The following is a 23,026-nucleotide window of genomic DNA, read 5'->3' on the forward strand; positions in this document are numbered from 1 at the left end:
ATTTCTTATCTGGCGAGGGTTATCGTGGCAGGAGAGGCCTGTTCGAAGGCCCGTTCAAGGAGTTCGAGATTGGTCATAACTTCAGATTCCTTGACGTAATTGGGCGCACCGATAGTCAGGGTCTCATACAGCGCATCGTAAACGCGGCCATAGTCACCCGCTTCGGGTTTCACGTCCTCTTTAACGGTGATGCCCTCTGCGTTGACGTACTCCAGCACGCCCACGGAGTCATCCGCCGCAAACCCCGGGTCGCCGGGCATAATGTTCGCCTTCAGGCTGGTCTCCTGCTGGTCGATACCGTACTTGATAAACGAGCCTCTGGTGCCATGCACAATAAATTTCGGGTAGTCAATTTTCACCAGATGGCTGGTTTTGACGATGGCTTTCAGGTCGCCGTAAAACAGCTGGGCTTCGAAGGTGTCATCCGGATTGGCTTTGTTGCGCAGGCTGCGGATGTCGTACGCCATGTGGTCCGGTCGGCCAAACAGAGAGATGATTTGATCGAGCGTATGCACGCCCAGACCATAGAATGAGCCATCCTGCGGCAGGCCGGGATGCGTTTCGGCCACCGGGCGGTAGTAATCAAAGTGGCTTTCAATCTCGACGATGTCACCCAGTTTACCGCTCTCAATCACTTTTTTTGCCGTCAGGAAGCAGCTGTCAAAGCGGCGGTTTTGGTACGGCGTGACGGTCAGCCCTTTGCGCTTCGCCAGGTCAAACAACGTTTTCGCCTCTGCCATTGTCGGGGTAAACGGCTTTTCCACCAGCACGTTTTTTCCCGCCTCAAGCGCGCGTTTTGCGTACTCGAAATGGCTGTCAGCGTGGGTACAGACAATCACCAGTTTGACCTGCGGATCGTTGAGGACCTCATCAAGATCGCAGGTGAAATGAATATGGGAGTACTGGGGAGACTGCTCTTCCGGCTTCGCGCGACGCCGGTAGATATGGGCAACGTGCCAGCTGTCTTTGCGGTTGAGAACATACGGAAGGTGGTAACGCGTGGTGCTTTTGCCAAATCCAATAAATGCGCAATGTAATGTCATGGCTCAGTCCTTTTTAAGGTTACTGAGTGCAACCATAGCGCAAGTTTTGCCCTCACCCCAGCCCTCTTGCACGGGGAGCGGGCGAAAAAAGACAAAAAAAAGCCAGCGAAAAGCTGGCTAAAGTAATACTGGAAGCAATGTGAGCAATGTCGTGCTTTCAGGTTCCCGTAGGGGTCTTCCTGAACGCAGAGCAATAATAATCATTCTCATTCGCACTTGTCCAATCTTTTTTGCAAAAATTAGCAGTTGACTCAAATTTTAATCTCACTGATGTTGGAATGGACGTTTAACTGACTGAGGATGAAGGAATGAGTGAGATTGTGATACGCCATATCGAAGCCCGCGATGCAGAAGCGTTACGTGACATTATGTCGCATCCTGGGGTGTATCACGACACGCTACAACTTCCCCATCCCTCAATGGATATGTGGCATGACCGGGTCGCGACGAAACCGGGAAGACGGCATCTCGTCGCCTGTCTGGACCAGCGAGTGGTTGGCCATATGGCACTTGATGTGATGGAAAATCCCCGCCGCAGCCACGTTGCAACGTTCGGCATTAGCGTGGCCGCTGATGTACAGGGACGCGGTGTGGGTCGTGCGCTCATGCGCGAAATGGTCAATCTCTGCGACAACTGGTTGCGCATTGAACGCATTGAGCTCACGGTTTTTGCGGATAACCCTGCGGCACTGGCGCTGTATAAGAAGTTTGGGTTTGAAATCGAAGGGACCGGCAGGAACTTCGCCCTGCGTAACGGCGACTATGTGGACGCGTATTACATGGCGCGGCTGAAGTGATAAATTGCCCGGTAGCGCGACGCTTACCGGGCAACAAAATCAGAACCCCGCCGTCAAATCATCCACCGAACGCGGATCCGAGGCCCCAAACAGCGTGCCGTCCGGGCCGACCATAATGCTCTGGGTGCTGCCCATTGCCTCTTTCAGCGCCACCTTCTGTCCGCGCTGCTCCAGCAGTTTTAAGGTGTCCGGGCTAAAGCCCTTCTCAACACGCAGCTCGTCCGGCAGCCACTGATGATGGAAACGTGGTGCGTTCGTCGCTTCGGCGACATTCATTCCAAAGTCGATGCTGTTCACCACCATCTGCAGCACCGTGGTGATAATACGGCTGCCGCCAGGGCTGCCTGTCACCAGCCAGGTTTTACCGTCTTTGACCACGATGGTAGGCGACATGGACGACAGCGGACGCTTCTTCGGCCCGACCGCATTCGCATCCCCGCCTACCAGTCCGTAGACGTTCGGCACGCCCGGTTTGGCCGAGAAGTCATCCATCTCGTTATTGAGCAGAATCCCGCTGTTGCCTGCCACGATGCCTGTACCAAAGGTGGTGTTGAGGGTATAGGTCACCGCCACCGCGTTACCGTCTTTATCCACCACCGAGAAGTGGGTGGTCTGGTTGCTCTCATACGGTGCCAGCTTGCCCGGGCGGATCTCGCTCGACGGTTTGGCCTTGTTGATGTCAATCTCATCAGCAATCGATTTAGCATAAGCTTTATTGGTCAGCGCCTGCCACGGCACCTTCACGAAGTCCGGGTCGCCCAGGTATTCTGAACGGTCGGCGTAGGCGCGTTTTTCCGCCTCTGCCATCACCTGCATGGCATCCGCACTGCCGAAGCCGAACTTGTGCATATCGAAGTTTTCAAGAATGTTAAGGATCTGCACGATGTGAATGCCACCGGAAGACGGAGGTGGCATCGAGAAAACGTCATAGCCGCGATAGCTTCCGTGAATCGGCTCACGCTCGACGGCCTTGTACTCCGCGAGATCCGCTTTGGTGATAAGCCCACCGTTCTTTTGCATCTCTTCGGCAATCTGGTCGGCAATCGCCCCTTTGTAGAACGCATCCGGGCCGTGCTCCGCAATCAGCTCCAGACTTTTCGCCAGGTTCTTTTGCACCAGCTTATCGCCCTTCTTCAGCGGTTCACCGTCTTTCCAGAAGATAGCCTTGCTGTTTTCGTGATTCGGAATCACTTCGCTGCCATAGGTTTTAAGATCGTCAGCCAGGGCGTCATTCACCACAAAACCTTCGCGGGCGAGCTTAATCGCAGGCTGTACCACTTTGTTGAGCGGCAGGGTGCCATATTTTTCCAGCGCCAGGGAGAAGCCTGCGACGGTGCCCGGCGTACCGGAGGCGAGGTGCGAGGTCAGGGATTTTTTGCTGTCCGGGTTGCCTTGATCGTCAAGGAACATATCGCGGGAAGCCTGTCCTGGGGCCATCTCACGGAAGTCGATGGCGGTGGTTTTGCCGTCTTTGGTCCGCAGCATCATAAAGCCGCCGCCGCCCAGGTTCCCCGCCTGCGGATGCGTCACCGCCAGCGCATAGCCCACCGCGACTGCCGCATCCACCGCATTACCGCCCTGCCGGAGAATATCGACGCCCACTTTCGTTGCCAGCGCATCCACCGACGCCACCATACCCTGCGTTGCCCGCACGGGATGAAAAACATCTTCCTCCACGCCGTACGAGACTGGCGGAGCCGCTGGCGGGTTGGCCGCCACGCTAAATGTGCCGCCTGCCATCAGCGCGGCGATCGCTATCCAGCGCAAAAACGTTGGTTTCATCATTATTGTTCTCCAGGTGAAGAGGGCCATATTCCCCGCTTAAGCCTGGTTCACAACTCCTAAAAAATCATCGTCATGGTGAAATCAGGGTAAACTTAAGAGAAGCCTCAAAAGAAGGAGATGACAATGAAACGCTTACTGATTCTTACGGCGCTGCTTCCGTTTGCCGCGCTCGCACAGCCACTCAATACGATGAACAACCCGAACCAGCAGGGCTACGTCATTCCAAGCCAGCAGCGTATGCAAACGGAGATGATGAGCCAGCAGCAACAGCAGAAAGGGATGCTGAACCAGCAGTTGAAAACGCAGACCCAGATGCAGCAGCAAAGCCTGCAAAACCAGATGAACACCAACACCCAGCGCATACAGCAGGGTCAGGTGCGTGAGCAGCCGCTGCCTAACCCGAACGGCGGGATGCTGGGCGGGATGACCTCGTCGGGCAGCGGACAGCAGCATATGCTGCCGTCCCAGTCACCGTCGAATGGCGGGATGCTTAATTCTTCGCAGAACTAAAGTTCGGGCCGATCGCGTCAATCGCATCGGTGCAGATGCTGTCCACCCCCCAGCGCAGCAGCTCCGCCGCGCGCTGGGGTTTGTTGACGGTATAGACCAGGATATGCAGCCCCGCTTCTTTCAACATGTTCACCCGTGCCTCATCCAGCAGCGCGTGGTTCAGGTGAATCGACACACACCCTAAACGGCTGGTCAGTTCACGCCAGTCATCACGCCACGTGTCGAGCAGCAGTCCGCGCGGCAACGCCGGAACGGACGCCTGCGCCGCCTCCAGGGCATCAATGTCAAACGACGACAGCAGGGGTGGCGTCATGCCCTCCCACAGCTCACGCGCGGCCAGCGCAATGACTTTACCTGTGAGCGGCCCGGTGCCGGTGGTTGGTTTGATTTCGATATTGGCCATCATGCCGTGCAGGCGACAGCGGTCGGCCACTTCCGCCAGCAGCGGCAGCGGCTCGCCTTTGAACTCGCTGCTGTACCAGCTTCCGGCGTCGACGTTCAGCAGATCGCGCCACGGCAGGTCTCCCGCCACGCCCCAGCCATTGCTGGTGCGTTCGAGGTTGTCATCATGCAGAAGGAAAATCTCGCCGTCTTTCGATAGTTTGGCGTCGAACTCGATCATCGTGTGACCGTAATGCGCGCCCATATCGATAGCCGCCAGCGTGTTTTCCGGCGCCAGTTTACCGCCGCCCCGGTGGGCGACGATGTGGGGATAAGGCCAGTTACTCATATACGTTGTCCTGTTTCACCGTCGAATACGTGCAGGTGATTTTCCGGCAGATGCAGCCACAGCGTGCTGCCTGCTTTAGGGCGCTCCTGATGGGCCAGACGCACCACCATTTTTTGTTCACCCCAACGTCCGTGCGCCAGGTTGTCAGCCCCCAGCATCTCCAGCGTGTCCATGACCAGCGGCACGCCGCCTTCCGCCTGTGAGGTTAACCCAATATGTTCCGGGCGGATACCGAGCGTCATCTTACGCCCGGCATAGCCACGATAGTACCCGTTTACGGGCAGCGCCATCCCACTTTCCAGCTCAAAGTGCGTACCGGCGCTGCTGATCCGCCCTTCCAGCAGGTTCATCGCCGGACTGCCAATAAAGCTCGCCACAAAGCGGGAGGCCGGTTTCTCGTATACCTCCACCGGGGTGCCAATCTGTTCGGCGACGCCTTTGTTCATCACCATCACGCGCTGGGCGAGGGTCATCGCTTCCACCTGATCGTGCGTCACATACAGGGAGGTGGTTTTCAGACGACGGTGCAGCTGCTGCAGCTCAAGGCGCATCTGCACGCGCAGCTTGGCATCAAGGTTTGAGAGCGGCTCGTCGAACAGGAACACCGCAGGGTCACGCACAATGGCGCGCCCCATCGCCACGCGTTGGCGCTGTCCGCCGGACAGTTCACGCGGACGACGCTTGAGCAGGCCATCCAGTTCCAGAATACGCGCCGCCTCTTTCACGCGCTCATCGATATGGCTTTTGCCCATCCCGCGGATTTTCAGCCCCCAGGCCATGTTCTCTTCCACGCTCATGTGCGGGTAAAGGGCGTAGTTCTGAAACACCATCGCGATGCCCCGGTCCTTCGGCTCCATCTCGGTCACGCGCTGGCGATCGATCCAGATATCGCCGCTGGTCACACGTTCAAGCCCGGCAACCATACGCAGCAGCGTCGATTTGCCGCAGCCTGACGGGCCAACCATCACGATAAACTCCCCGTCCGCCACGTCGAGCGTTAACGGCTGAATGACCTGGGTTTTGTTGTCCCAGCTTTTGGTCACTGCCTGTAATTTTAAACCTGCCATCTTATTTCTCACTGTCCACTAAACCACGCACGAACGCACGCTGCATGGCTAAAACGATAACGACCGGGGGGATAAGGGTGAGCAGCATCGCCGCCATCACCTGATTCCAGAGCGTGGTGCCTTCACCGGTGGCGATCATGCCTTTGATGCCCGCCACGGCGGTGCCAAGATTGACGTCCTGAATAATCAGCAGCGGCCACAGATACTGGTTCCAGCCGTAGATAAAGGTGATGACAAACAGCGCCGCAAGGTTGGTTTTCGACAGCGGCAGCACGATGTCACGGAAGAAGCGCATCGGCGAGGCTCCGTCAATACGCGCGGCCTCAATCAGCTCGTCCGGCAGGGTCATAAAGAACTGGCGGAACAGGAAGGTGGCGGTGGCCGAGGCCATCAGCGGCAGGGTTAAACCTGCGTAGCTGTCCAGCATCTTCAGGTTGGCGATCACTTCCACCGTCGGGAAGATACGCACTTCTACCGGCAGCATCAGGGTGATGAAGATCATCCAGAAGAACAGGTTACGCAGGGGAAAGCGGAACCAGACGATGGCGAAGGCCGAGAGCATCGACACCGTGATTTTGCCCACCGTAATACCGAACGCCATGATGAAGCTGTTCAGCATCATCAGCCAGAATGGCGCGCTGTTAGCGCCCACGCCCTGGGTCCAGATGGTTTTCATGTTTTCGAAAAGATGCCCGCCTGGGATCAGCGTCATCGGCGTATCAAACACCGCTTTGGTGTCCAGCGTGGCGGCAACGAAGGCCACATATAGCGGGAACAGAATGACGATGATGCCCAAAATCAGCATGGTGTGGCTGAACATCGTCAGCCCGCGACGGTTCTCGATCATTGGTAGCGCACCTTACTTTCGACATAACGGAACTGCACTACCGTGAGAAGGATGACGAGGAACATCAACACGACCGACTGGGCGGCGGATGCCGAGAGATCCAGACCGGCAAAGCCTTCGCGATAGATCTTATAGATAAGCGTCGTCGTGGCCTGCACCGGGCCACCGGCCGTGGCGGCGTCGATCACCGGGAAGGTGTCGAAGAAGGCGTAAACCAGGTTGACCACCAGCAGGAAGAAACTCACCGGGGCAATCAGCGGCAGCGACAGCCTAAAGAAACGACGGACCGGCCCTGCACCATCAATCGCCGCAGCTTCAACCAGCGAGCGCGGAATAGACTGCAGCGCAGCAAAGAAGAACAGGAAGTTGTAGCTGATCTGTTTCCACACCGATGCAAAGACCACCAGGAACATCGCCTGACCGCTGTTCTGGGCGTGGTTCCAGTCGTAGCCGAACTCCGCCAGGAAATGGGTAATCAGCCCGCGCCCTGGATTAAACAGGAAGATCCACAGCACGGCGGCGACGGCAGGCGCCACGGCGTAAGGTAGCAGCATCAGCGTCTGATACAGACGGCTGCCGCGCACCACGTAATCCACCAGCGCCGCGAAAAAGAGCGATGCGACAAGACCGCTGACAGTTACCAGCGCGCTGAACTTCATGGTCGTCCAGAAGGCGTCGAGGTAATAGCTGTCATGGAACAGTGCGGTAAAGTTATCCAGCCCGACAAACTGGCTGGAAAGCCCAAACGGATCGACGCTTTGTACCGAGTACCAGAGCGCCTCGCCCGCAGGCCAGATAAAGAAGATAACGGTGATGACCAGCTGCGGCGCGACCAGCAAATACGGCAGCCAGCGCGAACGGAACACCGGACGGGATGAGGACATAGTTTAGCTCAGCGTAGGTAGCCCTCACCCCAGCCCTTCCCGCAGGGAGAGGGACAGGATGAGGGTAAAATGATTAAGACTTTGTTGATTGCTCAAAGCGGCGCAGCAGCTGATTACCGCGCTCTACCGCAGAATCCAGGGCCTGCTGTGGGGTTTTCTTCCCGGTCCACACGCTTTCCAGCTCTTCATCTACGATGGTACGGATCTGCGGCATGTTCCCCAGACGCAGGCCTTTGGTGAACGGCAATGGCGGCTTGTTGAGCATCTGACGCGTCGCGATATCCGCGCCCGGGTTTTTGCTGTAGAAGCCCTGCTCACGGGTCAGGTCATACGCGGCCGTGGTGATAGGCAGGTAGCCGGTTTTCTGATGCCATTCGGCGGCATTCTCTGGCTTCGCCAGGAAGTCGAGGAACTCGGCCACGCCCTTGTAGGTGCCCTTGTCTTTGCCCTGCATGACCCACAGGCTCGCCCCACCGATGATGGCGTTCTGCGGTGCGCCTTTCACGTCAGCGTCGTAAGGCATCATGCCTACGCCGTAGTTGAATTTTGCGTAATGACGGATATCCGCCAGAGAGCCGGAAGAGGCGGTCGTAATCGCACAGTCACCGTTGTAGAACTTCTCGGTGGATTCGTCTTTACGCCCGAAGTAGCTGAAATCGCCCTTCTTGTTGAGATCGGCAAGCAGAGCGATGTGCTTCACCTGCTCTGGCTTGTTGAACTCCAGTACCGCGTCGGTGCCGTCGAAGCCGTTGTTTTTAGTGGCCACCGGCAGGCCGTGCCAGGCGCTGAAGTTTTCAATCTGGATCCAGCCCTGCCAGCCGCTGGCGTAGCCGCACTTCATCCCTGCCGCTTTCAGCTTAGCGGTGTACGCCGCCAGATCCTGCCAGGTTTTTGGCGGTTGTTCCGGATCTAAACCGGCTTTCTTGAAGGCGTCTTTGTTGTAGTACAGCACCGGCGTGGAGCTGTTAAACGGCTGAGACAGCAGATGACCGGTTTTGGAATCGGTGTAGTAACCCGCCACGGTCGGCACGAACTGCGATTCGTCGAAGTTGATACCTGCGTCTTTAAACACTTCGTAGACCGGTTTAATGGCTTTAGAGGCCATCATGGTCGCAGTACCGACTTCGTAAACCTGAAGCAGCGCAGGTGCATTACCGGTACGGAAAGCGGCAATGCCCGCGCTCAGGCTCTGCTCGTAGTTACCTTTGTACACCGGCACAATTTTGTAATCCGGATGGGTGTCGTTGAAACGCTGCGCCAGGGAGTCAACTTCTTTACCCAACTCCCCTTCCATGGAATGCCAGAACGGAATGGTGGTGACAGCCATTGCGTTCGCCGCAAAAGCCAGCCCCATTGCCAGACCCAAAGCTGTGTGTCGTAACGATGTCATTGTCATCTCTCTTATTGTGCCGGATGCGCGATATCACGCGTTTTTATGCTCGCGAGGTAACATGACATGCTCGAATGACAGAAAAATAACTGTTTCTTTACAGTGAGATGACAACAAGACGTCAGTCGGATGATGGTTGTGTGAAGGCGGTTGGGGTAAGTTCGGTGCGGTCTGGTGCCCTGCATGAAAAAAGGCAACTGACGTTGCCTTTTTTCTTTTGCTTTTATCTAGCCGCCGAGATAGGCGCTTCGCACCGCTTCGTTTGCCAGCAGCGCGTCGCCGGTATCGGAGAGCACCACGTGGCCGTTTTCCAGCACGTAGCCGCGGTCGGCGAGCTTCAGCGCCTGGTTGGCGTTCTGCTCGACGAGGAAAATGGTCATCCCCTCTTTACGCAGCTGTTCGATGGTGTCGAAGATCTGCTGAATGATGATCGGCGCAAGACCGAGCGACGGTTCATCCAGCAGCAGCAAACGCGGCTGGCTCATCAGCGCGCGGCCAATCGCCAGCATCTGCTGTTCACCACCGGACATCGTGCCGGCCCGCTGAATACGGCGCTCCCACAAACGCGGAAACAGCTCATAGACCCATTTGATGCGGGACTGGTACTGGTCGCGGTCAGCAAAGAAGCCGCCCATCGCAAGGTTCTCTTCCACCGTCATTCGTGAGAAGACGCGACGCCCTTCCGGGACAATCGCCACCGCTTCACGCATGATTCTGGCGGTTTGCCAGTCGGTAATATCTTTGCCATCAAAGACAATCCGCCCGCTGGTGGCGCGCGGGTCGCCGCACAGGGTGCCGAGCAGCGTGGTTTTACCCGCACCGTTCGCGCCAATCAGGGTGACGATTTCGCCCTGATTGATATGCAGGCTGACATCGTGCAGCGCCTGTATCTTGCCGTAGTGAGCATTAACCTTGTCGAACGTTAACATCGCTTTTTCCATCTTATGCCTCACCCAGGTATGCACGGATCACGTCCGGGTTGTTGCGGATCTCTTCCGGCGTCCCGTTTGCCAGCGGCGTGCCCTGGTTTACCACGTAGATACGGTCAGAAATGCCCATCACCAGCTTCATATCATGCTCAATCAGCAGGATGGTGGTGTCGTGATGATCGCGCAGTTCGGCAATCAACTCGTCCAGCTCTTTGGTCTCTTTCGGGTTAAGCCCTGCCGCCGGTTCATCGAGCATCAGGATTTCTGGCTGCGTCACCATGCAGCGCACGATCTCCAGACGACGCTGGTCACCGTAGGCCAGGTTGCTGGCCTGACGGTTCGCATGCTGCAGCAGGCCGATACGGTCAAGCCAGGTGGCGGCGCGGTCGAGCGCTTCATCCTGAGCACGGCGGAAGGCCGGGGTTTTCAGCAGGCCAGAGAAAAGGCCGGTTTTGAGCTGCAGGTGTTGCGCCACCAGCAGGTTCTCTATCACCGTCATCTCGCGGAACAGACGCACGTGCTGGAAGGTACGCACCACCCCCATGCGGGCAATCTGCTGGCCCGGAAGCCCTTCCAGATGCTGATCGCGCAGCTTGATGGTGCCACCCGTCGGCTTGTAGAAACCGGTCAGGCAGTTAAAGACCGTGGTTTTTCCCGCGCCGTTAGGGCCAATCAGGGAGACAATCTCTTTCTTGTGCAGATCCAGATTCACGTTGTTGACGGCCAGCAGGCCGCCAAAACGCATCATCAGGCCGTTAACGGATAATAATGGCTGGCTCATGCCTGCTCTCCTTTCGCTTGCCCGTTTTTCAGCTTCAGCTGTGGACGGGTCATCGGCAGCAAGCCCTGGGGACGCCAGATCATCATCAGCACCATCAAACCACCCAGCATCAGCATGCTGTATTCGTTAAAGTCGCGCATCAGCTCACGGGAGACCACCAGCAGAATGGCCGCCAGGATAACGGCAAACTGCGAGCCCATACCGCCGAGCACCACAATCGCCAGCACAAAGGCAGATTCAGCAAAGGTGAACGATTCGGGGCTGACAAAGCCCTGACGCGCGGCAAACAGCGTACCGGCAAAACCGGCAAACGCGGCGCTGATGGTAAACGCGGTCAACTTGATGCGGGTCGGGTTGAGGCCCAGTGAACGGCAGGCGATTTCATCTTCACGCAGCGCTTCCCACGCACGGCCCAGCGGCATACGCAGCAGACGGTTAATCACGAACAGGGTAAGCACCACCAGCAGCAGCGCCACCAGGTAGAGCCAAATCACCCGGTCGGACGGATCGTACTTCACGCCAAAGAAGTTGCTGAAGGTATCCCAGCCCCCTTCGCGAGCCGTACGGCTGAACTCCAGACCAAAGAAGGTCGGTTTCGGGATCTGGCTGATCCCGTTCGGGCCGCCGGTCACTTCGGTGTTGTTGAGCAGCAGGATACGCACGATTTCGCCGAAGCCTAAAGTCACAATCGCCAGATAGTCACCGCGCAGGCGTAAGACCGGGAAGCCCAGCAGGAAGCCCGCCGCGGCGGAGACCAGGCCCGCCAGCGGCAGACAGGTCCAGAAGCCGAGACCGTAATAGTGGTTCAGCAGCGCGAAGGTATAGGCCCCGATGGCGTAGAAACCACCGTAGCCCAGCACCAGCAGGCCAGACAGCCCCACCACCACGTTCAGGCCCAGACCGAGGATCACGTAGATCATGGTCAGGGTCGCGATATCGACCGTACCGCGAGAGACCACAAACGGCCACGCCACCGCAGCCGCCAGCAACGCCACGAAGAACAGCTTCTGCTTAACGGTTGAGCCGTCGAGAGCCGGCAGAACGAATTTCGGACCGGAGACACTTTTCAGCGTCTTCTGGAACACAGGACGCAGCATCTGGAACAGAAACACAACCGCGGTGCCAATGAATATCCACTGCCAGCGAATGTCGGCGGCGGTATCCACCACCAGTTTTGTGCCGTCCAGCTCTAACTGGACGCCCATAAAGACGCCTGCCAGCACGAAGAACATGGCGGCTGAGAGGAGCGCCATTGCGAAATGCATCGGTTTCATACTTTCTCTACCTCCGGACGACCCAGAATACCGGTAGGCATTACCAGCAGAACCAGAATCAGCAGGGCAAACGACACCACATCTTTATATTCCGTACTCAGATACGCGGAGGAGAGCGCTTCGGCCACGCCCAGGATCAGGCCGCCAATCATCGCACCAGGAATACTGCCGATACCGCCCAGGACCGCCGCGGTGAAGGCTTTCATCCCGGCCATAAAGCCGATGTACGGGTTGATAACGCCGTAGAACTGCCCCAGCAGGACACCCGCGACCGCCGCCATCGCTGCCCCAATCACAAAGGTCAGGGCGATAACGCGGTCGGTGTTGATGCCAAGCAGGCTCGCCATCTTCAGATCTTCTGCGCAGGCACGGCAGGCGCGTCCCATACGCGAGTAGCGGATAAAGACCGTCAGGGCGAGCATCGCAACGAAGGTCACCACCCAAATCACCAGCTGCATGGTGGTGATAGAGGCAGAGAAGTTCTCGCTGGCACCGACCACCCACTGACCGTTGAACAGGCTTGGCAGCGCCACGTCGCGCGAGCCTTCCGTCAGGCTGACGTAGTTTTGCAGGAAGATCGACATCCCGATGGCGGAGATCAGCGCAATCAGGCGTTTGGAGCTACGCACCGGCCGGTACGCCACGCGTTCAATGCTCCAGCCATAGGCGCTGGCAATCACAATCGCGCCGACAAATCCGGCGGCGACCAGCAGCCAGCTGCTGTCGATACCCATCATCATCAGGGCGGCGATAATCATAAAGGAGACATAGCTACCGATCATGTAGACCTCGCCGTGGGCGAAGTTAATCATGCCGATAATGCCGTAAACCATCGTGTAGCCGATGGCGATCAGCGCGTAGGTGCTTCCCAGCGTGACGCCGTTAAACATCTGCTGCAGGAAATAGAGAAACTGCTCGGACATATGCAAACCTTTTTATACCCGCCCGGCGGTCCGGGCGGTGGGATAATTATTTGGCGACCGAGGACGAACCGTCGGCGTGCCACTTAAAGACACCAAACTCAAATCCCTTCAGATCGCCTTTCTCATCCCAGTTCAGCGGCCCAATCACGGTGTTCGCCCCGTGTGCTTTTAAATCTTTCACCAGATCCAGCGGTTCTTTGCTGCCGGTGCGATCCAGCGCGGTTGCCAGAGACTGCACCGCCGCGTAGGTGATCCAGACGTACGGACCACTTGGATCTTTCTTCTGCGCCTTGAGCGCGTCTACGATAGCCTTGTTCGCAGGATCCTGGTCATAGCGTTTTGGCATCGTCACCAGCATGCCTTCGCCTGCGTCCCCGGCGATGTTCGACAGGGAGGCGTTACCGACGCCTTCTGGCCCCATAAACTGGGTTTTCAGCCCGACCGAACGCGCCTGACGCAGCATCTGACCCATTTCCGGGTAGTAGCCGCCGTAGTAAACAAAATCGATATTCTCTTTTTGCAGACGGGCGATCAGCGCGGAGAAATCTTTCTCGCCAGCGGTGATGCCATCAAAGAAGACGATATTCGCGCCGCCTTTTTTCAGCCCGTCCTGAACGGAGCGCGCCAGGCCTTCGCCGTACTGCTGTTTGTCATGAATAATGGCGATGCGCGTCGGCTTGACGGTGTCGAGGATGTATCGGGCGGCGGTTGGTCCCTGAGACGAGTCCAGACCGGCAGTACGCATGATGTGCTGATAACCGCGCTGAGTCAGTTCAGGGTTGGTTGCGCCCGGGGTTATCATCAGAATGCCTTCGTCTTCGTAGATATCAGACGCAGGCTGGGTGGACGACGAGCACAGGTGGCCAATCACGTACTGAATACCATCGTTCACGATTTTGTTAGCAACCGCGACGGCCTGTTTGGGATCGCAGGCGTCGTCATATTCCACGCCAACCAGCTTGTCGCCTTTGATGCCGCCTTTGGCGTTGATGTCTTTGATTGCCTGGCGAGCACCGTTGAACTCCATGTCCCCCCACTGGGCAACAGGACCGGACATCGCACCCACTACAGCAACCTTAATATCTTCCGCCATGGCTGCATGCGAAATCGCCAATGCAACCATCCCCGCGAGTAACGTCTTCGCGTTCCTTTTCATCTCTGAATCCCCATTCGTGATGTCGTGTATATATTTTGTTTTATTATGGTTAAAAAGCATTCTGTACTTTTAATGCACAACGCTATTTTTACCAGCGCCTTTAATGGTTTAGCGCAGTTTTTTCATAAAAACCAGACTAAAATCTCTATTTTTCAGGCGATTAAGCAAAGATAATATTCTGAAACAAGGCAGAGATAAACAAATAAAATTGCAGTTTGCAGCATAAAATAACGGTACAAAGCGCCGAATAATTCACTGCCATTCAGGTTAAAATTCTGCTTATTTTTCGATCCATGTGTTTTCAAACTGCCCTTTGCGCTGCCAAAAAACTAATCACCTGGTGAACCGGGATAAAAAGAGGAAGCCGCTGAGGGAATAAATTGAGTACACTGCCCCTACTCAATTTGATTTGGACAAGCAGCTAATGAAACTGACTATCGTGCGTCTGGTGACCTTTAGCGACCAGGATCATATCGACCTGGGCAAGATCTGGCCGGAATATTCCCCTTCTTCACTCCGCGTCGATGAGACACACCGCATCTACGCCGCACACTTTAACGAGCGTCTGCTCGCCGCGGTTCGCGTGACCCTGAGCGGCACCGAAGGGGCGCTGGACTCACTGCGCGTACGTGACGTGACCCGTCGTCGTGGTGTGGGGCAGTATTTAATTGAAGAGATAATCCGTGAAAACCCGAACGTTACCTCCTGGTGGATGGCCGACGTGGGCGTGGAAGACCGCGGCGTGATGGCGGCGTTTATGCAGGCGTTAGGGTTTACGGCGCAGGAGAACGGGTGGGAGAAACGTCAGGTTTGCTGAATGCCGCCTGATGCCCTCACCCCGCCCCTCTCCCACAGGAGAGGGCGCAAATACTAAAACGGCAACCGAAAGGTTGCCGTTTGCTTTTATTTGGCGTCGGTCGCCGTTCCGTTAGCATGCCAGTCAAACACGCCGAACTCGAAGCCTTTCAGATCGCCCTTCGCATCCCAGGAAAGCGGACCCATCACGGTATCGACAGAGTTGGCTTTCAGCCAGGTGGCAATCTCAGCCGGATCGGCTGACTGGTTCAGACCCGCCTGCAGAGACTGCAGCGCAGCGTAGGTGGTCCAGACAAACGCGCCGCTTGGATCCTGTTTCTTCGCCTTGATGGCATCTACGATCGGTTTGTTCGCAGGCACCTGGTCGTAGTTCTTAGGTTTGGTCACCAGCAGGCCTTCAGCAGACTCACCGGCGATGTTAGACAGGGAAACGTTCGCCACCCCTTCCGGACCCATAAACTGGGTTTTCAGACCGGCCGCACGTGCCTGACGCAGGATCTGGCCCATTTCAGGGTGATAGCCACCGTAGTAAACGAAATCAATATTCTCTTTCTTCAGACGTGCCACCAGAGTGGAGAAGTCTTTCTCACCGGCGGTGATACCATCGAAGAAGACCACATTGGCATTGCCTTTCTTCAGACCATCCTGCACGGCACGCGCCAGACCTTCACCGTACTGCTGTTTGTCGTGAACAATCGCGATACGCTTCGGCTTCACGTTGTCCAGAATGTATTTTGCCGCGGTTGGGCCCTGGTCTGAATCCAGACCGGTGGTACGCAGGGTCAGCTTATAGCCACGTGCGGTCAGTTCCGGCGCCGTTGCAGCCGGGGTGATCATCAGAATGCCTTCGTCTTCGTAGATATCAGACGCGGGCTGCGTGGAAGAGGAGCACAGGTGACCGATAACGTATTTGATTCCGTCGTTCACCACTTTGTTCGCCACGGCAACCGCTTGTTTCGGGTCACAGGCATCATCATATTTTACGATCTGCAGTTTTTCGCCCTTGATGCCGCCCTTAGCATTAATGTCTGCAACCGCCTGTTCTGCGCCGGTAAATTCCTGGTCGCCGTACTGTGCTACCGGACCGGACATCGCGCCCACGACAGCCACTTTAATATCGGCCTGTGCCATCGTGCTGAATGCCAACGCAATACATCCTGCCAGTAACGCTTTACCCTTCATATTCATCCTGAGATTCCCCATTATTATGGTTATTACGATTGTCGTGATGTTGTTATGTAGCGCTTTATTTCAGTTATAGGTATGACAGTCGCGCTTTTTCAGCATACTCTGCTAAAACATACCCCATTTTTATGATTTTGGAATAGCTAATTTGAAATGAATATATGATAAGCCCGGCAGGGATCACCGCCGGGCCAGGGCTTTAACGTGTCAGCGACGCGGAGATAATATCCAGCGCTTTACGGAACTGAACTTCGGGGATGGTAAGCGGATAGAGGAAACGGATAACGTTGCCGTACACGCCGCAGCTCAGTAGCAATAGACCTTTCTGCAACGCACGCTCCTGGACCTGACGCGTGAATTCCGGCGACGGCAGTCCGGTTTGCGGGTCGTTAAACTCCACCGCCACCATTGAGCCCTGGGCACGAATATCAGCAATAAACGGACAGTCGCCCTTCGCTTTGTTCAGCACTTCCACCAGATGATGGCCAAGATGCGCCGCGCGCGTGCAGAGATCCTCTTCATCAATCACATCCAGCACGGCATGGGCTGCGGCAATCGCCAGCGGGTTGCCGGCGTAAGTCCCGCCCAGCCCGCCAGGTGCGGGGGCATCCATCACCTCCGCCCGGCCAGAGACCGCCGAGAGCGGCATCCCGCCGGCCAGGCTTTTCGCCATGGTGATCAGATCCGGCTTCACGCAATGGTGTTCCATCGAGAACAGCTTGCCGGTTCGCGCAAAGCCACTTTGCACTTCGTCGGCAATCAGCAAAATTCCGTGCGTATCGCACAGTTCGCGCAGGGCCTGCATAAAATCGGCGGGGGCAATGTTGAATCCCCCCTCCCCCTGAACCGGTTCCAGGATAATGGCCGCCACCTGGTCCGGCGCAATGTCGGCTTTGAAGATGCGTTCGAGGCTTTTTAACGCTTCTGCCGTGCTGACGCCGTACAGATCATTTGGATAGTGTGCGTGATAAACCGATCCGGGAAACGGACCGAAACCGAGTTTGTACGGCGCCACTTTCCCCGTCAACGCCATCGTCATAAAGGTACGGCCGTGGAAGGCACCGCCAAAGGCGATCAGGCCAGGACGACGGGTATACGCGCGGGCAATTTTTACCGCGTTTTCGACCGCCTCTGCTCCCGTAGAGAAGAAAGCCGTTTTGGCAGGCCCATCAACGGGTACACGTTGGTTGATACGCTCGGCAAGCGCCACATAGCCTTCGTACGGGACAATCTGATATGCCGTATGGGTAAATGCGTGGAGTTGTTTTTCGATGGCGGCAATGACTTTTGGATGCCGATGGCCGGTATTCAGCACCGCAATCCCGGCGGCGAAGTCGATATACTCGTTACCCTCGACGTCCCACACCGTGGCATTTTCGGCTTTATCGGCGTAGAAGTTACACATCACGCCGATACCGCGCGGCGTCGCCTGCAAACGCCGGTCATTCAGTTCACTGTTTTTCACCCTGTCCCCCCTGAGAAATTCACCTGCTTAGCGCATCTGTAAGTGTTTGCCAGGGGGAGGGAATTCGCCAGAGCGGGAGATAAAAAAACAAAACCCCCGAATTTGCATTCGAGGGTTATCGGGGACATCGCGGAAATTACGCTTCGATAGCGGCGCGAAGTTTTTTCATGGCGTTCTTTTCAAGCTGACGCACACGTTCAGCGGAGACGCCGTAGCGATCGGCCAGCTCCTGCAGCGTGGACTTGTTGTCTTCGTCCAGCCAGCGGGCGCGGATAATATCCTGGCTACGTTCGTCGAGGCCTTCCATTGCTGAAGTCAGCTTGTTCGCGGCCTGATCTTCCCAGTTATCCTCTTCAATGCCGTCAGCAAAGTTAGAGGTTTTATCCTGCAGATACAGAACCGGTGCCATTGGCTGGCTGTCAGAGCCGTCGTCGTCGGAGGACATATCGAAGGTCATGTCCTGCGCGGCCATACGGGATTCCATCTCACGCACGTCTTTGCTGGATACGCCCAGCTCGCGCGCCACCATTTCAACTTCATCCTGATTGAACCAGCCCAGACGCTGCTTGGTTTTACGCAGGTTGAAGAACAGTTTACGTTGCGCTTTTGTCGTGGCGACTTTCACGATACGCCAGTTGCGCAGCACGTATTCATGAATTTCTGCTTTGATCCAGTGCACGGCGAAGGAGACCAGTCGCACACCCACTTCCGGGTTGAAGCGACGTACAGCCTTCATCAGACCGATGTTACCTTCCTGAATCAAGTCCGCCTGCGGCAGGCCATAGCCCGCATAATTACGAGCAATGTGAACAACAAAGCGCAGGTGAGACAGGATCAGCTTTTTCGCTGCTTCCAGATCGCCCTGGTAATGCAGCTTTTCAGCAAGCTCCTTTTCTTCCTCGGCCGTTAACATCGGCCAGGTGTTCGCAGCCCGGATATAAGATTCCAGGTTACCAACAGGGGCTAAAGCTAAAGTTTGCATTTCTTTGGTCATTCATTCCTCTCAATGTTTCTTCTGGTCCAGGCTGTCCCCATCAGGCAACAACCATGCCAAAGCGTTTGAGCCACGAGATTAGCATTCACTCTTTTATCAGACAGTGATTTTATCCACAAGTTCCAGGTGCAACGGTGAATAAATTACGCACAAATTGTGACATGGAGATGATAACAGGGGAAGAGACAACAGGGACGCTTTCCCTGCAGAGCGAACATCTCGGTGCAGGGAAAGATTATATCACGCTTTTATTAGTCGGGAGTAAAGTGACGTAAATGTTGCACGGTTGCCAGCCATGCTGCCACCCAGCCGATCATCGAGCACACCAGCAGCAGTAACAGGCACTCATCGAACCCTAAGCCGCTGATATCAAACTTCGTTCCGAAAACCTGCGCCACCTCGGTTACGGCAGAGGACAGCCGCATCACCAAAATTTCTGACAATATCAGTGAAAGAAATGCGCCGGAAAAACCGAGCAATGCGCCACCGTACAGGAACGGACGCAGGATGAAGCCATCCGTCGCACCAATCAGTTTCTGCACGTTGATGGTGTCGCGACGCGCGAAAATGCTCAGGCGTACGCTGTTACCGATGACGAGGAAGACCGCCGCCACCATCAGCACACCAATCATCGCCGCCACGCGCCCTACCAGCCCGGTCAGCGCAGCAAGACGCGCAAACCAGCTGTCATCCATGCGCACTTCATCAATCCCGTTGATACGGGTGATGCGGTCACGCAGGGTGTTGAGCGAGTCGGTCCCCTGGAAATCGAGTTTCGGGATCACCACCGCCACGGCCGGGAGGGGGTTCTCTTCAAGCATGTCCAGCGCACCGCCAAAGCCTGACCAGTTACGGAACTCACCCAGGGCTTCTTCACGAGAGAGATAATTCACTTTCTCTACGCCCTGTTCGGCCTGGATTTGCCCCACAACCTGCGCCGCCGCGTTATCGTCGAGCGCCTTATCCAGATAGACCGTGATCTGCGGAGAAGGATAGTACTGCGACGCCGCCTGGTTAACGTTTTTATAGACCATGTAGCAGACGCTTGGCAGCGTCAGGGAGATGGCAATCACCATCACCGTCAGGAACGTCGCCAGCGGTTTGCTTTTCAGGTCCTGCAACGCACCGTGGAACGCATAACGCACCTGCTCGTTGAACACGTTGGTTTTGCGGGAGTTCGGCTTAGGCGCCGCTTTCGCACGCTTTGGCGCATTACGATTGCCGTCACCGCCGCCCTGCGGCTTACGGAAGCGGTCAAACCGGTTTCCGAACTGCCGAATCTGGTTTATTGCATCACGCTTATTCACCGAGGCCTCCGTGCAAATGACCGTCGCTCAGGGTCAGCATGCGGTACGAACGACGGGAAATCAGCCCGATGTCGTGCGTCGCCATCAATACCGTCACCCCAACGCGGTTAAATTCCTCAAACAGACGCAAAATCCCTTCTGACAGGGCGTCGTCCAGGTTACCGGTCGGTTCATCCGCCAGCAGTACCGCAGGTTTATTCACCACCGCACGGGCAATCCCCACACGCTGCTGTTCACCGCCAGACAGCTGGATCGGGAAGTTCTTCGCTTTGTCCAGCAGCCCGACTTTATCCAGCGCCGCAGAGACGCGACGACGGATATCATCATAGCTGGCACCGGCAATAATCAGCGGAATGGCCACGTTATCGAAAACGGTGCGATCCATCAGCAGGTGGTGGTCCTGGAAAATCATGCCAATCTGACGACGCAGGAACGGCACCTCACGGTTTTTCAGACGGCTAATATCATGGCCGCTGAACCAGATTTTCCCGGCGCTCGGCCGCTCGATCCCACAGATAAGCTTGAGCAGGGTACTTTTCCCCGCGCCGGAATGGCCGGTCAGGAATGCCATCTCGCCTGGCTGCAGGTGGAATGTCACCCCCTGCAGCGCTTGTCTCCCACCGAGATAGGCCTTGCTGACGTGTTCAAAGCGAATCATTGTTAGTCCTCTCGGGCAAATAGTGCCTCAATAAAGTCGTCCGCTTTAAACGGACGTAAATCCTCAATACGCTCGCCCACACCGATGTAACGGATAGGAATATTGAACTGATCGGCCACGGAGAAGATCACCCCGCCTTTCGCGGTGCCGTCCAGTTTGGTCAGCGTGATCCCGGTCAGCCCTACCGCTTCATGGAACAGCTTCGCCTGGCTGATGGCGTTCTGCCCGGTGCTGGCATCAATGGTCAGCATAATTTCATGCGGTGCCTCTTCGTCCAGCTTCTTCATGACGCGGACGATTTTCTTCAACTCTTCCATCAGGTGCGCTTTGTTCTGCAAACGCCCTGCGGTGTCGGCAATCAGCACATCCACATTACGCGACTTCGCCGCCTGGATGGCGTCAAAGATAACGGAGGCGGAATCCGCACCGGTATGCTGCGCAATCACCGGAATGTTGTTACGCTGGCCCCAGACCTGCAGCTGCTCAACCGCCGCCGCACGGAAGGTATCACCTGCCGCCAGCATTACCGATTTGCCCTGCTGCTCAAACTGTCGCGCCAGCTTGCCGATGGTGGTGGTTTTCCCCACACCGTTCACGCCAACCATCAGAATAACAAATGGCGTTTTGCCTTCAATATTAAGCGGTTCGTCAACTTTTGCGAGGATTTCGCCCATCTCGTCTTTCAGCAGACCGTACAGCGCTTCGGCGTCACGCAGCGCCTTGCGGCTCGCCCCTTCGGTCAGACTGGCGATGATCTTACGGGTTGTTTCCACCCCAACGTCGGCGATCAGCAGTTGCTCTTCCAGCTCTTCAAAGAGATCGTCGTCGATCTTCTTGCCGCGGAACAGACTGATAAATCCGGAACCTAAGTTTTCTTTGGTTTTGAGCAGGCTACGCTTCAGGCGGGCGAAGAAACCTTCTTTGGTGGGTTTTTCCTGCTCCTGAGCAACCTCTTCACCCTGCTCTGGTTGCGCTTCCACCGGCACGACGATAACCGCTTCTTCCGCCGCGTCTGCCGCCAGCGCCTGGGCTTCCAGCTCTTCGTCGGTAAGCGCTGGCTCGTCTTGTGCTTCTTCTTCCACCGCCTCAACAATTTCGACGGTTTCTGCCTCGGCCTGCCACTCCTGCGCTGAAACCTCTTCGGCTTTCACCTCTTCCGGCAGCGGCAACGTTTCATGCTCGATAATCGCCTGCGGCGTATCGATAACGTCTTCTACCACAACGGGTTCTGGCTTCTCGCTTTCCTGAACCTGTTCGGTAACTTCCACCACCTCTTCAGCAAAGGCTTCGGTCTCTTCTTTGCTGTGCGCGTGCTCTTCCGCGTCGACAACGGCGGCAGTTTCTACCGGCGTTTCAGGCTGAGACTGCTCTTCAACGGCTTGTTGTTCTTCGGTTTTCTGCTCTGTTTCTTGCTCTTTTTCACCGAAGCCCAGCCAGGAAAAGAAGCCACGTTTTTTTTGTTTTGCCATCTGCGACTACACTCCTCGCGGCGCTATATACATGGAAGCTAAAAAAATGATGAAATAGTCTAACACTTTACTTAATTGACATCACCGCCCGCAATCGCAGGCCAATTGTTAACAGAGCTTTCCAGAGATGAAGAAACCCAACCGCGCCCCAGCCGGTCAAATTCGTATTATCGGCGGCCAGTGGCGAGGCCGGAAATTACCGGTGCCGGATAGCCCCGGACTACGCCCAACCACGGACCGCGTACGCGAAACGCTGTTTAACTGGCTGGCTCCCTCAATGGTGGATGCCCACTGCCTGGACTGCTTCGCGGGCAGCGGCGCGCTGGGTCTGGAGGCGCTGTCGCGCTATGCCGCCAGCGCCACGCTGCTGGAAATGGAGCGCGGCGTTGCGCAGACGTTGCAGCAAAATCTGGCAACGCTGAAAGCGACCAACGCCAAAGTAGTGAATACCAACACACTGAGCTTCCTCGCGCAAAAGGGCACGCCGCACAACGTGGTGTTTGTCGACCCGCCGTTCCGCAAGGGGCTGCTGGAGGAGACGTTATCCCTGCTGGAAAACAACGGCTGGCTGGCGGATGACGCGTTAATCTACGTCGAAAGCGAAGTCGAAAATGGTTTACCGCCGGTCCCGGTACACTGGGATCTGCACCGAGAAAAAGTGGCAGGTCAGGTCGCTTATCGTCTGTATCACCGTCAGGCACAAGGAGAATCCAATGCCAGTACTGATTAATGTGGGACGTTTGTTGATGCTGGGCGTCTGGGCATTTCTGCTCCTCAATCTGGTGCACCCGTTCCCGCGCCCGATGAACATCTTTGTGAACGTGGCCTTTATTTTTACCACCTTCATGCATGCTCTGCAGATGGTGATGCTGAAAAACGGCCTGCCAAAAGACGGTCCGCAGATGACCGGCTGGCAGCAGTTGCGCGTGTTTATTTTTGGCGTATTTGAACTGCTGGTGTGGATGAAGAAATTTAAGGCCCAGGCGAAGAAGTAAGGCGCCTCAAGCCTCAGCCTA

The 23,026-nt window shown here is 56.2% G+C and carries 23 protein-coding genes; 5 read left to right on the top strand and 18 right to left on the bottom strand.

Going from position 1 to position 23,026, the window contains the following annotated elements; all coding sequences use genetic code 11:
* Window positions 1–5: 5 nt before the first annotated feature.
* Window positions 6–1,043, bottom strand: a complete 1,038-nt coding sequence (locus ACN9MQ_RS21140) for an oxidoreductase (RefSeq protein ID WP_279259958.1) — start codon at window positions 1,041–1,043, stop codon at window positions 6–8.
* Between the two features lie 308 nt (window positions 1,044–1,351).
* Here ACN9MQ_RS21140 and yhhY point away from each other — a divergent pair, with 308 nt between their 5' ends.
* The gene (yhhY, locus tag ACN9MQ_RS21145; RefSeq protein WP_014171992.1) at window positions 1,352–1,840 is read left to right on the top strand and encodes an N-acetyltransferase; all 489 of its coding nucleotides are present in this window, start codon (window positions 1,352–1,354) and stop codon (window positions 1,838–1,840) included.
* Window positions 1,841–1,879: 39 nt separating this feature from the next.
* On the opposite strand, the gene ggt is transcribed toward yhhY, so the two are convergent.
* Window positions 1,880–3,622 carry a gamma-glutamyltransferase gene (gene ggt, locus ACN9MQ_RS21150; protein WP_025202845.1) on the bottom strand — a complete coding sequence of 581 codons (1,743 nt, stop codon included), beginning with the start codon at window positions 3,620–3,622 and terminating at the stop codon, window positions 1,880–1,882.
* A gap of 126 nt (window positions 3,623–3,748) precedes the next feature.
* On the opposite strand from ggt, the gene ACN9MQ_RS21155 reads away from it, so the two are divergent.
* Window positions 3,749–4,135 carry a DUF2756 family protein gene (locus tag ACN9MQ_RS21155; protein WP_020884553.1) on the top strand — a complete coding sequence of 129 codons (387 nt, stop codon included), beginning with the start codon at window positions 3,749–3,751 and terminating at the stop codon, window positions 4,133–4,135.
* Here ACN9MQ_RS21155 and ugpQ read toward each other — a convergent pair.
* The 10 genes from ugpQ to livK form a co-directional block, all read right to left on the bottom strand.
* Window positions 4,116–4,865, bottom strand: coding sequence for a glycerophosphodiester phosphodiesterase (gene ugpQ / locus ACN9MQ_RS21160; protein WP_257807131.1), 750 nt, complete (start codon window positions 4,863–4,865; stop codon window positions 4,116–4,118). The genes ACN9MQ_RS21155 and ugpQ overlap by 20 nt on opposite strands.
* Complete coding sequence (locus tag ACN9MQ_RS21165) at window positions 4,862–5,932, bottom strand: sn-glycerol-3-phosphate import ATP-binding protein UgpC (protein WP_020884551.1); 1,071 nt, start codon at window positions 5,930–5,932, stop codon at window positions 4,862–4,864. The genes ugpQ and ACN9MQ_RS21165 overlap by 4 nt, the downstream gene beginning before the upstream one ends.
* Before the next feature lies 1 nt (window position 5,933).
* Window positions 5,934–6,779 carry a sn-glycerol-3-phosphate ABC transporter permease UgpE gene (gene ugpE / locus ACN9MQ_RS21170; protein WP_014171997.1) on the bottom strand — a complete coding sequence of 282 codons (846 nt, stop codon included), beginning with the start codon at window positions 6,777–6,779 and terminating at the stop codon, window positions 5,934–5,936.
* Complete coding sequence (ugpA, locus tag ACN9MQ_RS21175; RefSeq protein ID WP_014171998.1) at window positions 6,776–7,663, bottom strand: sn-glycerol-3-phosphate ABC transporter permease UgpA; 888 nt, start codon at window positions 7,661–7,663, stop codon at window positions 6,776–6,778. The genes ugpE and ugpA overlap by 4 nt, the downstream gene beginning before the upstream one ends.
* A gap of 73 nt (window positions 7,664–7,736) precedes the next feature.
* The gene (ugpB, locus tag ACN9MQ_RS21180; RefSeq protein WP_426021561.1) at window positions 7,737–9,053 is read right to left on the bottom strand and encodes a sn-glycerol-3-phosphate ABC transporter substrate-binding protein UgpB; all 1,317 of its coding nucleotides are present in this window, start codon (window positions 9,051–9,053) and stop codon (window positions 7,737–7,739) included.
* A gap of 227 nt (window positions 9,054–9,280) precedes the next feature.
* Entirely contained in the window at window positions 9,281–9,994 is a 714-nt protein-coding gene (gene livF / locus ACN9MQ_RS21185; RefSeq protein ID WP_020884549.1) for a high-affinity branched-chain amino acid ABC transporter ATP-binding protein LivF, read from the bottom strand.
* Between the two features lies 1 nt (window position 9,995).
* Window positions 9,996–10,763, bottom strand: a complete 768-nt coding sequence (gene livG / locus ACN9MQ_RS21190) for a high-affinity branched-chain amino acid ABC transporter ATP-binding protein LivG (RefSeq protein WP_014172002.1) — start codon at window positions 10,761–10,763, stop codon at window positions 9,996–9,998.
* Window positions 10,760–12,037 (bottom strand): high-affinity branched-chain amino acid ABC transporter permease LivM, encoded by a 1,278-nt coding sequence (locus ACN9MQ_RS21195; protein WP_059305698.1) that lies wholly within the window; start codon window positions 12,035–12,037, stop codon window positions 10,760–10,762. Before ACN9MQ_RS21195 ends, livG begins: the two co-directional genes overlap by 4 nt.
* On the bottom strand, window positions 12,034–12,960 hold the full coding sequence (gene livH / locus ACN9MQ_RS21200) for a high-affinity branched-chain amino acid ABC transporter permease LivH (RefSeq protein ID WP_020884547.1): 927 nt from the start codon (window positions 12,958–12,960) through the stop codon (window positions 12,034–12,036). The genes ACN9MQ_RS21195 and livH overlap by 4 nt, the downstream gene beginning before the upstream one ends.
* 46 nt (window positions 12,961–13,006) lie before the next feature.
* The gene (gene livK, locus ACN9MQ_RS21205; protein WP_049022901.1) at window positions 13,007–14,116 is read right to left on the bottom strand and encodes a high-affinity branched-chain amino acid ABC transporter substrate-binding protein LivK; all 1,110 of its coding nucleotides are present in this window, start codon (window positions 14,114–14,116) and stop codon (window positions 13,007–13,009) included.
* A 424-nt stretch (window positions 14,117–14,540) separates the two neighbouring features.
* On the opposite strand from livK, the gene panM reads away from it, so the two are divergent.
* Window positions 14,541–14,933 (top strand): aspartate 1-decarboxylase autocleavage activator PanM, encoded by a 393-nt coding sequence (gene panM, locus ACN9MQ_RS21210; RefSeq protein WP_426021562.1) that lies wholly within the window; start codon window positions 14,541–14,543, stop codon window positions 14,931–14,933.
* An 86-nt stretch (window positions 14,934–15,019) separates the two neighbouring features.
* Here the strand turns inward: panM and livJ are convergent, their stop codons facing one another.
* The 6 genes from livJ to ftsY form a co-directional block, all read right to left on the bottom strand.
* Window positions 15,020–16,120 carry a branched chain amino acid ABC transporter substrate-binding protein LivJ gene (livJ, locus tag ACN9MQ_RS21215; protein ID WP_072126534.1) on the bottom strand — a complete coding sequence of 367 codons (1,101 nt, stop codon included), beginning with the start codon at window positions 16,118–16,120 and terminating at the stop codon, window positions 15,020–15,022.
* Window positions 16,121–16,316: 196 nt separating this feature from the next.
* Window positions 16,317–17,582 (bottom strand): 4-aminobutyrate--2-oxoglutarate transaminase, encoded by a 1,266-nt coding sequence (locus tag ACN9MQ_RS21220; protein ID WP_426021563.1) that lies wholly within the window; start codon window positions 17,580–17,582, stop codon window positions 16,317–16,319.
* Window positions 17,583–17,718: 136 nt separating this feature from the next.
* Window positions 17,719–18,576 (bottom strand): RNA polymerase sigma factor RpoH, encoded by an 858-nt coding sequence (gene rpoH / locus ACN9MQ_RS21225; protein WP_014172011.1) that lies wholly within the window; start codon window positions 18,574–18,576, stop codon window positions 17,719–17,721.
* Window positions 18,577–18,827: 251 nt separating this feature from the next.
* Entirely contained in the window at window positions 18,828–19,883 is a 1,056-nt protein-coding gene (gene ftsX / locus ACN9MQ_RS21230; RefSeq protein WP_014172012.1) for a permease-like cell division protein FtsX, read from the bottom strand.
* A complete protein-coding gene (gene ftsE / locus ACN9MQ_RS21235; protein ID WP_014172013.1) occupies window positions 19,876–20,541 on the bottom strand; it encodes a cell division ATP-binding protein FtsE in 666 nt (221 codons plus the stop codon). The genes ftsX and ftsE overlap by 8 nt, the downstream gene beginning before the upstream one ends.
* A gap of 2 nt (window positions 20,542–20,543) precedes the next feature.
* Window positions 20,544–22,010 carry a signal recognition particle-docking protein FtsY gene (gene ftsY, locus ACN9MQ_RS21240; RefSeq protein ID WP_044857784.1) on the bottom strand — a complete coding sequence of 489 codons (1,467 nt, stop codon included), beginning with the start codon at window positions 22,008–22,010 and terminating at the stop codon, window positions 20,544–20,546.
* A gap of 127 nt (window positions 22,011–22,137) precedes the next feature.
* Here ftsY and rsmD point away from each other — a divergent pair, with 127 nt between their 5' ends.
* Together rsmD and ACN9MQ_RS21250 are read left to right on the top strand one after the other, a co-directional pair.
* Window positions 22,138–22,740 carry a 16S rRNA (guanine(966)-N(2))-methyltransferase gene (gene rsmD / locus ACN9MQ_RS21245; protein WP_020884541.1) on the top strand — a complete coding sequence of 201 codons (603 nt, stop codon included), beginning with the start codon at window positions 22,138–22,140 and terminating at the stop codon, window positions 22,738–22,740.
* A complete protein-coding gene (locus tag ACN9MQ_RS21250) occupies window positions 22,724–23,005 on the top strand; it encodes a DUF1145 family protein (protein WP_014172016.1) in 282 nt (93 codons plus the stop codon). Before rsmD ends, ACN9MQ_RS21250 begins: the two co-directional genes overlap by 17 nt.
* Window positions 23,006–23,026 lie beyond the last annotated feature (21 nt).

Origin of the sequence: Enterobacter sp. R-25, from assembly GCF_049913205.1 — a bacterium.
GTDB classification, from domain to species: Bacteria; Pseudomonadota; Gammaproteobacteria; order Enterobacterales; family Enterobacteriaceae; genus Enterobacter; species Enterobacter ludwigii.